Source organism: Planococcus beigongshangi, assembly GCF_016820495.1.
GTDB classification, from domain to species: domain Bacteria; phylum Bacillota; class Bacilli; order Bacillales_A; family Planococcaceae; genus Planococcus; species Planococcus beigongshangi.
Genome location: NZ_JADHDU010000014.1, coordinates 1 through 13,948, shown reverse-complemented (window position 1 = coordinate 13,948; position 13,948 = coordinate 1). Strand labels below are relative to the sequence as shown.

The window sequence follows — 13,948 nt, the reverse complement described above, 5'->3', positions numbered from 1 at the left end:
CCGCGTAAGTGGTGATGGCCTTTTTTGTCGTAAAAAAATAAAATGATGGACAATGAATGGAAAGCAGACTCTTATTACTTGTGCCTCAACCATATAAAATATACTCTTAAAGTAACTTAGGAGGATGATAAAATGGTTTCGATTTACGACTTTAAAGTGAAAAATGTTCAAGGAGAAATGGAATCGCTTGAAAAATTCAAAGACCACCCAGTAGTGATCGTTAATACCGCCAGTAAATGTGGACTCACGCCTCAATTCGAAGATCTTCAAAAATTATATGAAGAATATGAAGGTCAAGGTTTTAAAATCCTGGGTTTTCCTTGCGCCCAATTCAACAATCAGGAATTTGAAAATCAGGAAGAAACAATGGAATTTTGCCAGATGAATTATGGTGTCACCTTTCCCATGTACGCAAAGATTGAAGTAAATGGAGAGAATGCAGATCCGCTCTTTAAACATTTAACTTCCTTGGGAGAAACAGTTCCGGCAGGGCCAATCGAATGGAATTTCACCAAATTTTTGATTGATAAGAAAGGGCAGATCGTTAAGCGGTATCATCCTCAAACTTCGCCGAAAGATATTGAAGAAGATTTGCGTGCAATCCTTTAAAACTAGTCGGAATACTTTTTCTATTCGAGAATTCTTGACACCCTGCATACCCACTGATAACCTTACAATAATATTTAATAGGAAGCTGGAGGCGTGTCGATTATGTGGGAATCGAAATTTGTTAAAGAGGGTCTGACTTTTGATGATGTATTACTGGTTCCGGGCCATTCGGAAGTATTACCGAAAGATGTGGATCTATCGGTTGAATTAACTCCGCAGTTAAAACTGAATATCCCGATCATCAGTGCAGGGATGGACACAGTAACGGAAGCAAAAATGGCGATATCCATGGCTCGTCAAGGCGGTCTTGGTGTGATTCATAAAAATATGAGCATCGAAGAGCAAGCCGAGCAAGTGACGACAGTTAAACGTTCTGAAAATGGCGTTATCACCGATCCTTTCTTTTTGACTCCAGAACATCAGGTATACGATGCCGAGCACCTAATGGGCAAATATCGTATCTCCGGGGTGCCAATTGTCAATAATAAAGAAGAATTGAAATTGGTGGGCATCATTACAAATCGTGATCTTCGGTTCATCCAGGATTATTCCCTCGAGATCAATGATGTAATGACGAAAGAGCGTCTCGTTACTGCTCCGGTCGGTACAACATTGGAAGATGCAGAAAAGATCCTTCAGCAATATAAAATCGAAAAATTACCGATTGTCGACGATGCAGGAATTTTAAAAGGTTTGATTACGATCAAAGACATTGAAAAGGTCATAGAATTCCCTATTGCAGCGAAAGATTCACATGGCCGCCTTCTAGTCGGAGCAGCAGTCGGCGTTACATCCGACACTCTAAGACGCGTTGAACAACTTGTAAAAGCTCATGTGGATGTTATCGTTCTTGATACTGCACATGGCCATTCGAAAGGCGTCTTGGATATGGTCAGCCAAATCCGTTCACAATATCCTGAGTTGCCGATCATAGCCGGAAATGTAGCGACTGCTGAAGGAACGAAAGCGCTGATTGAAGCAGGTGCTGACGTAGTGAAAGTCGGTATCGGTCCTGGATCGATCTGTACTACGCGTGTCGTAGCCGGCGTAGGTGTTCCGCAAATCACGGCCGTTTACGATTGTGCAACTGAAGCGAAAAAACATGGCAAGGCGATTATTGCAGATGGCGGCATCAAGTATTCAGGTGACATCATCAAGGCGCTTGCTGCCGGAGGGCATGTTGTAATGCTTGGAAGTCTCCTCGCTGGAACAACGGAAAGTCCAGGAGAAACGGAAATTTTCCAAGGGCGTCGCTTTAAAACATATCGCGGTATGGGTTCCATCGCTTCCATGGAGAAAGGTTCAAAAGACCGTTATTTCCAGGACGAAGCGAAAAAGCTGGTACCGGAAGGAATTGAAGGAAGACTGCCTTATAAAGGGCCGCTTTCAGATACGATCCATCAATTGCTCGGAGGCATCCGTGCAGGCATGGGCTATTGCGGAACGAAAGATTTGGAAACATTGCGCAATGAAGCCCAGTTTATCCGTATGACGGGAGCCGGCTTGCGTGAAAGCCATCCACATGATGTTCAGATTACAAAAGAATCACCGAACTACTCGATTTAATAGAAGTTGAAGCTTTTAGCACTCTTTATCACCTGATATAGGTGACAAAGAGTGCTTTTTTCATATTTTTATTTCATGGCATTAATAATATGATAGAATAGCATGGGGAAATAGATTAATGGAGGTATAGAGAGATTTGAAGAAGGTATTTAAGACGACATTGTTGTTTACGATATTAACTATATTTATGACGGCTATGATGGTTCCGCAGCAGGCAAATGCGAACGAATCATTGAATATATTGGCAGACGCAGCTATTTTAGTGGATGCTGACACTGGAAAAATCCTATATGAAAAAAATGCAGATACGCCGCTTGGTGTAGCAAGTATGACGAAGATGATGACCGAATATCTTCTATTTGAAGCAATCGAAGAAGGACGCATCACTTGGGATCAACAATATAACGTAACTGATTTTACTTACCAGGTTTCACAGGACAGAGCACTCAGCAACGTCCCGCTTCGTGCGGATGGCAGTTATTCCATCAAAGAATTGTATGAAGCTTTAGCGATTTATTCAGCGAATGCGGCTACTATCGGTATTGCTGAAACAATTGCTGGGACTGAAGGCGAATTTGTCCGTCTGATGAATGAAAAAGCAGTGGAACTCGGGCTTGAAGATACAAAATTCGTCAACTCGACAGGCTTGAACAATGCAGACTTAAAAGGCATGCATCCAGAAGGTACTGGGGAAACTGACGAAAACGTCATGCCTGCCCGTTCTGTAGCGAAACTGGCGAAAGTGCTGATGGAAGATTATCCGGAAGTTCTCGAAACAGCAAGCATCGCTAAAGCGGTTTTCCGCGCAGATACAAGTGACGCAATTGAAATGGAAAACTGGAATTTCATGCTTCCAGGCCTGGTTTATGAATATGAAGGTATGGACGGATTAAAGACGGGTACAACAAACTTCGCCGGCCATTCATTCACTGGTACAGCGAAACGCGGAGATACGCGCCTAATCACTGTAGTAATGAAAGCCGTGGACAGTGAAGGTGTCGGTTCTTATAAAGCACGTTTCGATGCTACGCGCGCTTTGATGGATTATGGCTTCGGTCAATTTACAAAACAGGAAATTGTGCCAGCTGGTTATCAATTTGAAGATAAGCAGACTTTACCGGTTTCAAAAGGGAAAGAAGATGAAGTCAAGATTGCGGTGAAGGAACCGATCACAATGATGGTCCGCTCCAGCGAGAAAGATGCTTACGTTCCGGAACTGGTTCTCGATGAATCATTGCTGGTGGATGGCAACCTTGAAGCAGCCATCGAAAAAGATCAAGTGGTCGGAACGGTTAAACTGACTACCGAGTCAGGCACTGATTATGGCTACCTGGACGGGGCAGCAGGCGGCGTTGAAGTCATTACGACTGAAAGTGTGGAACGTGCCAATTGGTTCGCCCTGTCACTGCAGGCTGTGGGAGGATTCTTCTCCACTATGTGGACAGGCGCTGTTGATTTTGTAAAAGGTTTATTTTAAATAGAAGCAGTTCATCTTTTATCAGATGAACTGCTTTTTGTTTTGGCTTATTTTCCAGCTTGCCATGAGTTCATGGATGCCTTGTTCGATTTGAAATTCCGTCATGCCGCCAAAACCGATGACGATGCGGGGAGAACTGCTTTCAGATTTCCCGATATCGTAGGAATGCAGGCCGAAAACCCGGATTCCTGCATCTTTTGCGAGTGCAATAAGCTGTTTTTCACTGAACATCGTCTCGATGGTCAATACTACATGCATCCCGGCTTGTTCGCCTGAAATTTTAACAGCCGGCGCGAATGAAGCCAGTGTCGCCGTCAATTTCTCCAGTTTTTTCTTATACAGTTTCCGCATCCGGTTGAGATGCCTCGAGAAATGCCCTTCTTTCATGAAATGGGCTACAATCTGCTGATCAAACCGCGGCACAGAAGATGAGTAATGGAGAAAGGTTTTATTGTATTCGTGCACCAGGGTGTTCGGCAGGACCATGTAGGCGATGCGGAGTGAAGGCATCAGCGATTTCGAAAAGGTGCTGATGTAGATGACCCGACCGCTTAGATCCATGCTTTGGAGGGCGGGAATCGGCCTGCTGGTGTAGCGGAATTCGCTGTCATAATCGTCTTCGATGATATAGCGCTCAGGCTTGGCGTTCGCCCAGTTCAATAATTGGGCGCGTCTGGCGGCACTGAGCACGGAACCGGTCGGAAACTGGTGGGAAGGTGTCACATATGCCACGTCGACCGGAGAGTTTTCAAGCTCATTTACATTGATGCCGTCTTCATCGATGGGAATTGGCAGCGACTTCCGGTCATGGTGGCTGAAAATACTGTGCGTCAAGGCATATCCCGGATTTTCAAAACCGAAGATGAAGGTATTTGGCAATAGCCGGATCAGCAGCGGCATCAATTGTTCTGTGCCTGAACCGATGACGATCTGGTTCGGCTGGCAAACGACTCCGCGTGACTGGAACAGGTAGCGGGTGATCTCCAGCCGCAGCATGTCTTCGCCTTGAGGATGTCCAGATAGCAGTATATCGCCATTTGTCTCGTCGATTACGTCTTTGGCCAATTTACGCCAAGTCGCAAAAGGGAACGAGGAAGTATCGATCTGGGCAGGGTTGAAGTCGAATACATAGTCGATTTTTTCCGGAATCACCGCTTCTTCCTGTGGCAGGTCAAGATAAGCCAGTTCCTCGATGGCCTGTGCGTAATATCCTTTTCGCGGACGGGATTCAATAAACCCTTCAGCCACCAATTGCCCATAAGCCAGCTCAACGGTCGTTTGGCTGATCGACAGGAAATCCGCCAATTTTCGTTTGCTCGGCAATTTCGTATCGACAGAGATTTTTCCTTCGATGATAGCTTGTTTGATGGCAGTATAGAGTTGCTTGTAAAGGGGACTGGCGTTTTGTTTATCTAATTGGAACATCAGCATATCCATGCGCGTCTCTCCAGACTGGTATGTTTAATTCATTGTTTTCAGTGGTTTAACGAAGGTCAGTTTAAGTATAACGCAACGGAGGAGTTGGAGCAAAAGGGGCAGAGCCGGAGATGCTCTTGCCAAACTGAACAGATTATAGTAAAGTATGATTAATTTAAAAGTAGAAACGTTGATGGGAACTAGTAGGACGTCTGTTTTTCCAAAGAGAGCCGGTGGTTGGTGCGAACCGGTGAAAAACGCGTTTGAATCCACCCCGGAGTTGCATGGCGAAATAAGCCATTGCCGGTTTTAATGCCGTTATGTGATGAAGAGAACCGGAGATTTTTCCGGTTAATCAGGGTGGCAACGCGGGTAGCTCTCGTCCCTTACCAGGGGACGTGGGCTATTTTTGTTGTCTTTTTTCCATTGGCGCCAAAAAAAAAGAGGAGGAATTTAACATGTTGGATATTCGATTTGTACGGGACAATTTTGAAGAAGTGAAAGGGAAGCTTGCGAAACGGGGAGAAGATATCTCGGTTTTGGATGAATTCCAGCCGCTTGATGCGAAGCGCCGCGAATTGATTGCGCAGACAGAGAAACTGAAAGCTGAGCGCAACGAGGCTTCACAAAATATCGCCGTGATGAAACGCAATAAAGAAAACGCTGATGAAGCGATTGCGAAAATGCGCGAAGTGGGCGATGCGATCAAAACGATCGACGATGAACTGCGTGAAGTGGAAGAGCGCCTGAATTACATCATGCTGCGCGTACCGAACATTCCGCACGACAGCGTGCCGCTTGGTGATACGGAAGATGATAACGAAGAAATCCGCACATGGGGCGATAAGCCGGAATTCGGTCATGAAGTGAAGCCGCATTGGGATATCGCGACAGATTTGAAGATTGTCGACTTTGAACGGGCCGCAAAAGTGACAGGAAGCCGTTTTGTGTTCTACCGCGGACTTGGGGCTCGCCTTGAACGCGCCTTGATCAATTTCATGATGGACCTTCATCAGGAAGAGCATGGTTATGAGGAAATGCTGCCGCCGTATCTCGTCAACCGCGAAAGTTTGACGGGCACCGGGCAATTGCCGAAATTCGAAGAAGATGCGTTCCTGATCGAAGCGGAAGATTATTTCCTGATTCCAACTTCTGAAGTGCCGGTGACGAACTTCTACCGCGATGAAATTTTGCCAGGTGACATGCTGCCGCAGGCATTCGCTTCCTACAGCGCGAATTTCCGCTCTGAAGCAGGTTCTGCGGGCCGTGATACACGCGGTTTGATTCGTCAGCATCAATTCAATAAAGTCGAGCTGGTGCGCTTTGTGAAGCCGGAAGAATCTTACGATGAACTGGAGAAATTGACGGGTCATGCGGAGAAAGTTCTTCAATTACTGGAGCTTCCTTACCGCGTCCTGAAAATGTGCACGGCGGATCTCGGATTCACAGCTGCAAAGAAATACGACATCGAAGTGTGGATTCCGAGCCAGGAAATGTACCGCGAAATATCTTCTTGCAGTAATTTCGAAGATTTCCAGGCAAGACGTGCGAACATCAAATTCCGCCGCGAGGCAGGCGGCAAGCCGGAATTCGTCCACACCCTGAACGGCAGTGGACTGGCAGTCGGCCGCACAGTTGCGGCACTTCTTGAAAACTTCCAGCAGGAAGACGGTTCTGTCCGCATTCCGGAAGTGCTGCGTCCGTATATGGGCGGCAAAGAATACATCAAATAATAGAATAGAGCTCCATAGGCCTCGTGCTTATGGAGCCTTTTTTGATTTTATTGCTGCCTGTGAGGGTATAGATAAGCAGACGACACGAAGGGAGTTTTTGATGTGGAAGATCTGGAATTCCAATGGATAGAAACAAATGGCATGAAGCTGTATACGGCTGTCGCGGGTCCGGAAGACGGGCCGCTGGTGATTTTGCTGCACGGGTTCCCCGAATTCTCATATGGCTGGAAACACCAGATAGGCGCACTTGTGGATCAGGGGTATTGCGTGATGGCGCCGGATCAGCGGGGCTATAACTTGAGCAGCAAGCCGGAAGGCGCAGAAAATTACACCTTGAATAAACTGCGTGACGACATTGTGGGACTCATCGGCTGGAGCGGGAAAGAGAAAGCGGTCGTCATCGGGCACGATTGGGGCGGAGCGGTCGCCTGGCAGCTTGCGGCGACGCGTCCGGAGCTCGTGGAAAAGCTGATCGCCATCAATATCCCGCATCCATTGGCGATGCCGAAAGTGATGATGCGGAATCCGCTGCAATTGGTGAGAAGTTCCTATATGGCGTATTTCCAGATTCCGCAGCTGCCGGAAAAGATGATGGCGGCGGAAGATTTCCGGTTCATGGAGCAGGCGATGAAGAATACAAGCCGGAAAAACACGTTTTCTGAAGAAGATTTAGCGAATTATAAAGAGGCATGGGCCCAAGAAGGTGCGCTGACAGGTATGCTGAATTGGTACCGGGCCCTTACAAAAGGCAGTTTCAACCAGACGCCCGGTAAAAAAATTGCTGTTCCTGTACGGATCTTATGGGGGCTGGGCGACCAGTTCCTGTCACAGCAGCTGGCGGAAGAAAGTCTGAATTTCTGTATGGATGCGGAGCTAGTTTTCATCGGCGAAGCGACGCACTGGGTGCATCATGAACAGCCGGAGATTGTGAACCGGCTAATCCAGGAATTTCTGGGCATTAAAAAAACGGAAGCTTTATAATAGCTTCCGTTTTTTCTTTTTGTCCCGCAGACCGCGGAAAAATTGGGTCAGCAGCCCGCCGCATTCATCAGCCAGCACATTTTCCTTCACTTCACATTCGTGGTTGAACCGTTCATCATTCAACAGCCGGTAAAGGGAATCGACGCAGCCTGCCTTTGGATCGCGCGCCCCATAGACAACCCGGGGAATGCGTGACTGCAGGATGGCGCCGGCACACATGGGACACGGCTCTAACGTTACGTAAAGGATGGTGTTTTCAAGCCGCCAATTGTCCAGCACCTCACAGGCATCCTGGATGGCCATCAATTCTGCATGCGTTACGGCGTTCCGGGTCGTTTCGCGGAGATTATGGGCGCGTGCGATGACTTTGCCATCGTGCACGATGACGGCTCCAATCGGAACTTCGCCTTTTGCCGCCGCTTTATGCGCTTCTTCTATCGCCATTTCCATATAAAATTGATCTTGTTCCAAGCCGTTCATACCGCATCTCTCCTTAAGCCCAGTTTAGCATCTTTCAGGAAATCCGGCAGAAAGTTTTCAAGCCGCATTCGGGAATATAAAAAATAAAGAGCCGCTTTTCTGACTATGATAAATTCTTCAGAAGCCTGCAGGAACAAGGTTTCGAAAGTCTTTTGTTAATTTTACCGTCACTTTTTGCCCCTACTTTTAAAAGGCTGTCTATGGTAAAATTAAGGTTACCGAACAGACTTGAAAAGAAAAAGGGGGGCTTCGGATGCCGGTTCCATTTATCACGGTAGAAGGGCCGATCGGCGTAGGAAAAACATCGCTCAGCAAAGCGATTGCCGATCATAATCAGTTTAAATTGCTGAAGGAAATCGTGGACGAAAATCCATTTTTAAATAAATTCTATGAAGACATTGAAGAATGGAGCTTCCAGACGGAAATGTTCTTTCTTTGCAACCGCTATAAACAATTGAGTGATATCCAAAAGAAATTCATCTCGAACCGTGAATCAGTCGTAGCGGATTATCACATCTTCAAAAACCTGATATTCGCAAAACGCACATTACCCCCTGAGGAATATGCGAAATACGAAGAAATCTATAAGATTTTGACGGCGGATATGCCGAAGCCGAATATGGTCATTTACCTGCACGCGAGCCTTGACACCCTCATGAAGCGCATCAAGCTCCGCGGCCGTGAATTCGAGCAATTGATTTCTGCGGATTATATGGAACAGCTTGCTGCTGATTACCATGAATTCATCGAACATTTCGAGCGTATGCACCCTGAAATTCCCGTGCTCCGCTTTAATGGGGATGAAATAGATTTTGTACAGAATAAAGCGGATCTGCAGCTGATCCTTTCCAAAGTGGATGATACGCTACAACAAAGGAGTTTATCAATATGAATTTACGTGAAAAATATGGCATCCCGGCAAATGCGGTCATTACGATTGCTGGAACAGTCGGCGTCGGCAAATCAACGATGACAAAGGCTTTGGCAGATGCGCTGCAGTTCCGCACCTCTTTTGAAAAGGTGGATTCGAATCCATACCTTGACCTGTTCTATGATGATTTTGAAAAATGGAGCTTCCATCTGCAGGTTTATTTCCTTGCTGAACGCTTTAAGGAGCAAAAGCGCATGTTCGAATACGGCGGCGGCTTCATCCAGGATCGTTCGATCTATGAAGATACCGGCATATTCGCTAAAATGCACTGGGAAAAGGGTACGATGAACAATGTGGATTACGAAACGTATACGAATCTTTTCGAAGCCATGGTCATGACCCCATATTTCCCGCATCCAGACTTGCTGATTTACCTGGAAGGGTCAATTGACGACATCATCGGACGCATTCAGGAGCGCGGCCGTCAAATGGAGCAGCAGACACCGGTGGAATACTGGATCGAAATGCACGAGCGTTATGAAAACTGGATCAATACCTTCAATGGCTGTCCGGTTCTCCGACTGAACATCAACGATTACGACTTGTTGAATGATCCGGAATGTTCGGAGCAGATTGTGGAACGTATCGGCAATTTCATGCAGCAGGCTTTAGTCCTGCGTAAATAAAACAAAAAACCTTGAGCGGTTATGCAGCTCAAGGTTTTTTCTTTGGTTTGGGTTCTCTGTCTAGACTCCGGCGGCCCAGCTCTTCGGCTAAGGCCGCTTCGCTGTTCTGGCTTATGCCTTTCAGAGCTAAACGGGCGCCTGCGCTTTTCGATATTTCCCGGGAAATAAAAAAGGCTTCCATATAGGAAGTCTAGTGAATTTAATAATTTAGCGAATCAAAATTTTCAGTCACATATGGTTTAAGAAAAATTCGTTACTTTCGTAACGAATCCAATCTCGAATTTATATGCGCGTAAATTCAAAAAATGGAGGAGGAAGAGGGATTCGAACCCCCGCGGGATTTGACTCCCCTGTCGGTTTTCAAGACCGATCCCTTCAGCCAAACTTGGGTATTCCTCCGTATCAGACAAGAATTAATTTAACACGGATCGATAAAAGCTGTCAACACTTTTGAAAAGATTTTTTTCATGACAATTGATTTTTTTCGATCGGAGTGAATGGAAGCTTTAAAAGAGAACAATTTTTTTCTATTCAGCCATTACGATTGATTTTTTTCGGATTAATACGTATACTAATAAATGCCGTGCTAGGTGGGAAGATAGCGGTGTCCTGTAACCTGCAATCCGCTTCAGCAGGACTGAATTCCTTTCAGAGGCTGTTTGTATGTAAGGTCTGCCTCTTGCACGTAGTGTTGACATCTGGGTCCTGCGCAATGGGAACCCATGAACCATGTCAGGTCCGGAAGGAAGCAGCATTAAGTGGAACTTTCCATGTGCCGCGGGATCGCCTAGATCGAGCCAGCGACAAGGGTAACGCTTATGTACAGCAGTCGAAGAAAGGTGCACGGCATTTAATTTACATTCAGAACCTGTCCGCTTTATGCGGGCGGGTTTTTTATTTTGTGCATGTGAAACCGTTTGAAAACCATAAGAAGGGGAGCCGATTTATGGTATAATGGAAGGACGATAAACATATTTTTTAAAAGGAGAGAAAACCGTTGGCGTATCAAGCTTTTTACCGTGTATACAGACCGCAGTCCTTTTCCGAAATGACCGGTCAGGTGCATGTCAAACAAACCCTTCAAAATGCTCTCCTTTATAACAAGACGACTCACGCTTATCTCTTCTCCGGCCCGCGCGGTACGGGAAAGACAAGTGCGGCGAAGATCTTTGCCAAAGCGCTGAACTGCGAAAGGGCGCCGGCATCCGAGCCCTGCAATGAATGCTCTTCCTGCGTGAGTATTATGGAAGGGTCCAACACTGATGTCATCGAATTCGATGCGGCTTCCAATTCCCGTGTGGAGGAAATGCGTGAAATCATCGAGAAGGTCCGCTTTTCTCCGGCCAATTCCCGTTTCAAGATTTATATCATCGATGAAGTGCATATGTTATCCAATAGTGCCTTCAATGCATTGCTGAAAACACTGGAAGAACCTCCGGAACATGTCGTTTTCATCCTTGCGACTACCGAGCCGCATAAATTGCCGCTGACGATCATTTCCAGATGTCAGCGTTTTGATTTTAAATCCCATACACAAGCAGATATCGTCAAGCGCATGATCGAAGTGCTGGACGACGCACAGATCCCTTACAATGAACAAGTGCTGAAAATCATTGCCCAGGCAGCGGCGGGTGGAATGCGGGACGCACTCAGTCTCCTCGATCAGGTGGTATCTTTCAGCGGAGACGAAATGTCCATCGAAGATGCCTTACTGGTGACAGGTTCCATCAGCCAGGATATGTTCTACGATATTGCGGAATCGCTACTTGCAAAAGATATTGGGCAGGCTCTGACTTTATTGGAGCAACTTGTGCGCGACGGCAAAGACCCGGTAAGGCTGGTGGAAGACTTTATCACCTTCTTCCGCGACCTTTTGCTGATCCAGACAGCACCGGATCTGCATGACATGCTGGAGCTTGCGAGCCACGAAAACCGTTTTGAAGAGCTGGCAAAACAATTTGAAGCGGCGACGCTTTACAGCTGGATTGACATTATGACGAAAACCCAGCAGGAAATGCGTTTTTCCAATCATACGAAGATTTACATGGAAACAGCCCTGCTGAAAATGGTGCAGGCGGAAACGCCGGCAGCGGTATCCGCCTCTGCAGCGGCTTCACCGGAACTCGAAGCGAAAGTGTCAGTGCTCGAACAGCTGGTCCGTGAACTGCAGCAGCAATTGAAGAACGGTGGCGGGGCTTCTGCAGCGCCGGCAGCAACGGAACAGAAAAAGCGGCAGCGCGTGCAGAGCGGTTTTAAAATTCCGACCGGCCGTATTCAGGAAGTGCTGAAAAACGCGACAAAACCGGATATTCAGGCCATTAAGACGAATTGGGCGACAGTCATGGGGCAGCTCCAGAAATCCCATTCGGCTTTATTGAATGAAGCGGAGCCCGTAGCGGCATCAAGTGATGCATTTGTGTTAAAATTCAAGTATGATATTCATTGCCAGATGGCGTCTGAAAATCAGACATTTGCAGCGATGTTCAGCGAGTTGCTGGAGCAGTATACAGGCAAGGCGTATACGCCGGTGTATGTCCCTGATTCAAGCTGGCTGAAGATCCGCGAAGATTTCATTAAAAAGAGCGGATTGAAAGCGGGTACCGAAGAAAAACAGGCGGACCCTGAAGAAGAAAATCCATTTTCGCAGGAAGGCGCTGCAGCGGAAGACGATCCGTTCATCGCCGAGGCGGAGCGGCTTTTCGGAAAAGATTTCGTCGAAATTCATGAAGACTGAAAAACACATATAATAGGAGGAAAACATTATGCGCGGTGGCGGAAACATGCAAGGTATGATGAAACAAATGCAAAAAATGCAGAAACAGATGGCTGAGGCTCAAGAAGAGCTCGGTACAATGAAATTCGAAGGAGCAGCTGGCGGCGGTATGGTCAAAGTCACTGTTTCCGGACATAAAGAAGTATTGGACATCGTCATGGATCCATCAGTAGTGGACCCTGAAGATGTAGAAATGCTGCAGGATCTATTGGTTGTTGCGACAAACGAAGCATTCAAGAAAGCGGACGAACATGCGAATTCCACAATGGGGAAATTCACGAAGGGCTTGAACATCCCAGGAATGTTCTAGGAGGCAATAATTATGCATTATCCGGAACCTATATCGAAATTGATGGAGAGTTTTATGAAATTGCCAGGGATCGGGCCGAAAACAGCGGCCCGTCTGGCATTTTTTGTGCTTGGAATGAAAGAAGATACAGTGCTTGATTTTGCGAAAGCGCTTGTTGATGCAAAACGCAACTTGAGTTTTTGCTCAGTGTGCGGACATATCACCGATGTGGACCCTTGCCATATTTGCCAGGATCTGAAACGGGACCGGACTACGATTTGTGTCGTACAGGATCCGAAAGACGTCATCGCCATGGAGAAGATGCGGGATTACACCGGTTTGTATCATGTGCTGCAAGGAGCGATTTCTCCAATGGAAGGCATCGGTCCTGAAGACATCAACGTGCCATCCCTTATCAAACGTTTACAGGATGAGCAGGTGGAGGAATTGATACTGGCTACGAATCCGACAATCGAAGGCGAAGCGACAGCCATGTATATTTCACGTCTTGTTAAACCATCGGGCATCAAAACGACACGTATTGCCCACGGCTTACCGGTAGGCGGAGACCTGGAATATGCGGATGAAGTTACGCTGTCGAAAGCGCTTGAAGGCCGTCGGGAGCTATAAAGAGGAGATCGACGAATGCTGTTTTCTAGAAAAGGCAGATTAAAGAAAGAGTTTGACGAGCAGTTGATATCCCAGTTCTTCGACACGAAGCAGGAATTGCACACAGCTAAAGAAATGGAAGAAATGTCTGACGATTATGATTTATATATAATAGCTAAACGACAAATTGCTGAAAGTAAGCACTTATTTCTTTTAAGGGAAGCAAGGCTGCGTGAAGTGAAAATCAAGTGAGGGCAGAGGGTTTTACTCCTCAGTCTTCACTTTTTCTTTTGACCACTTATATAGAAGGAAAAAGAAAAAGCGTAGATAATACTTTTTAAATATAATTTTATTTGGTAAATCTGTTGACAGTATCCGAAACATGCTTTAGTATAGTAGAAGTCGTCAAGAACGACAGCAACCATCAACAACTTGAACCTTGAAAACTGAACAGCAAA

At 46.4% G+C, this 13,948-nt stretch carries 13 protein-coding genes, 1 tRNA gene, 1 other RNA gene and 1 other annotated feature; of the genes, 12 read left to right on the top strand and 3 right to left on the bottom strand.

The window, feature by feature from the left end:
• The first annotated feature begins 132 nt into the window (after nucleotides 1-132).
• The 3 genes from IQ294_RS15980 (at nucleotide 133) to IQ294_RS15970 (ending at nucleotide 3,652) form a co-directional block, all read left to right on the top strand.
• Nucleotides 133-609, top strand: a complete 477-nt coding sequence (locus tag IQ294_RS15980; protein ID WP_203335044.1) for a glutathione peroxidase — start codon at nucleotides 133-135, stop codon at nucleotides 607-609.
• Nucleotides 610-711: 102 nt separating this feature from the next.
• On the top strand, nucleotides 712-2,175 hold the full coding sequence (guaB, locus tag IQ294_RS15975) for an IMP dehydrogenase (RefSeq protein WP_203335043.1): 1,464 nt from the start codon (nucleotides 712-714) through the stop codon (nucleotides 2,173-2,175).
• Between the two features lie 136 nt (nucleotides 2,176-2,311).
• Nucleotides 2,312-3,652 carry a serine hydrolase gene (locus tag IQ294_RS15970; protein WP_284699736.1) on the top strand — a complete coding sequence of 447 codons (1,341 nt, stop codon included), beginning with the start codon at nucleotides 2,312-2,314 and terminating at the stop codon, nucleotides 3,650-3,652.
• 21 nt (nucleotides 3,653-3,673) lie between these two features.
• Here IQ294_RS15970 and pdxR read toward each other — a convergent pair whose 3' ends face one another.
• The gene (gene pdxR, locus IQ294_RS15965) at nucleotides 3,674-5,089 is read right to left on the bottom strand and encodes a MocR-like pyridoxine biosynthesis transcription factor PdxR (protein ID WP_203335042.1); all 1,416 of its coding nucleotides are present in this window, start codon (nucleotides 5,087-5,089) and stop codon (nucleotides 3,674-3,676) included.
• Between the two features lie 160 nt (nucleotides 5,090-5,249).
• Nucleotides 5,250-5,458: a binding site (T-box leader), on the top strand.
• 68 nt (nucleotides 5,459-5,526) lie between these two features.
• On the opposite strand from pdxR, the gene serS reads away from it, so the two are divergent.
• The gene (gene serS, locus IQ294_RS15960) at nucleotides 5,527-6,801 is read left to right on the top strand and encodes a serine--tRNA ligase (protein ID WP_203335041.1); all 1,275 of its coding nucleotides are present in this window, start codon (nucleotides 5,527-5,529) and stop codon (nucleotides 6,799-6,801) included.
• A gap of 102 nt (nucleotides 6,802-6,903) precedes the next feature.
• Entirely contained in the window at nucleotides 6,904-7,782 is an 879-nt protein-coding gene (locus tag IQ294_RS15955; RefSeq protein WP_203335040.1) for an alpha/beta fold hydrolase, read from the top strand.
• Here the strand turns inward: IQ294_RS15955 and tadA are convergent.
• Nucleotides 7,777-8,262, bottom strand: coding sequence for a tRNA adenosine(34) deaminase TadA (tadA, locus tag IQ294_RS15950; protein ID WP_203335039.1), 486 nt, complete (start codon nucleotides 8,260-8,262; stop codon nucleotides 7,777-7,779). The two genes, IQ294_RS15955 and tadA, sit on opposite strands and share 6 nt — an antisense overlap.
• 253 nt (nucleotides 8,263-8,515) lie before the next feature.
• On the opposite strand from tadA, the gene IQ294_RS15945 reads away from it, so the two are divergent.
• Together IQ294_RS15945 and IQ294_RS15940 are read left to right on the top strand one after the other, a co-directional pair.
• A complete protein-coding gene (locus tag IQ294_RS15945; protein ID WP_203335038.1) occupies nucleotides 8,516-9,154 on the top strand; it encodes a deoxynucleoside kinase in 639 nt (212 codons plus the stop codon).
• On the top strand, nucleotides 9,151-9,819 hold the full coding sequence (locus tag IQ294_RS15940; RefSeq protein WP_203335037.1) for a deoxynucleoside kinase: 669 nt from the start codon (nucleotides 9,151-9,153) through the stop codon (nucleotides 9,817-9,819). Before IQ294_RS15945 ends, IQ294_RS15940 begins: the two co-directional genes overlap by 4 nt.
• A gap of 306 nt (nucleotides 9,820-10,125) precedes the next feature.
• Here IQ294_RS15940 and IQ294_RS15935 read toward each other — a convergent pair.
• Nucleotides 10,126-10,218 (bottom strand) — tRNA-Ser (locus tag IQ294_RS15935).
• Between the two features lie 182 nt (nucleotides 10,219-10,400).
• Here IQ294_RS15935 and ffs point away from each other — a divergent pair.
• From ffs to IQ294_RS15910, 5 genes are all read left to right on the top strand, one after another.
• Nucleotides 10,401-10,666, top strand: an RNA gene (ffs, locus tag IQ294_RS15930) — signal recognition particle sRNA large type.
• Nucleotides 10,667-10,816: 150 nt separating this feature from the next.
• Entirely contained in the window at nucleotides 10,817-12,553 is a 1,737-nt protein-coding gene (dnaX, locus tag IQ294_RS15925) for a DNA polymerase III subunit gamma/tau (RefSeq protein ID WP_203335036.1), read from the top strand.
• A gap of 28 nt (nucleotides 12,554-12,581) precedes the next feature.
• Nucleotides 12,582-12,902, top strand: a complete 321-nt coding sequence (locus tag IQ294_RS15920; RefSeq protein ID WP_033543506.1) for a YbaB/EbfC family nucleoid-associated protein — start codon at nucleotides 12,582-12,584, stop codon at nucleotides 12,900-12,902.
• A 12-nt stretch (nucleotides 12,903-12,914) separates the two neighbouring features.
• Nucleotides 12,915-13,511: a recombination mediator RecR gene (gene recR / locus IQ294_RS15915; RefSeq protein WP_203335035.1), complete on the top strand. Its 597-nt coding sequence runs from the start codon at nucleotides 12,915-12,917 to the stop codon at nucleotides 13,509-13,511.
• Nucleotides 13,512-13,526: 15 nt separating this feature from the next.
• Complete coding sequence (locus IQ294_RS15910) at nucleotides 13,527-13,742, top strand: YaaL family protein (protein WP_203335034.1); 216 nt, start codon at nucleotides 13,527-13,529, stop codon at nucleotides 13,740-13,742.
• The last annotated feature ends 206 nt before the right edge of the window (nucleotides 13,743-13,948 follow it).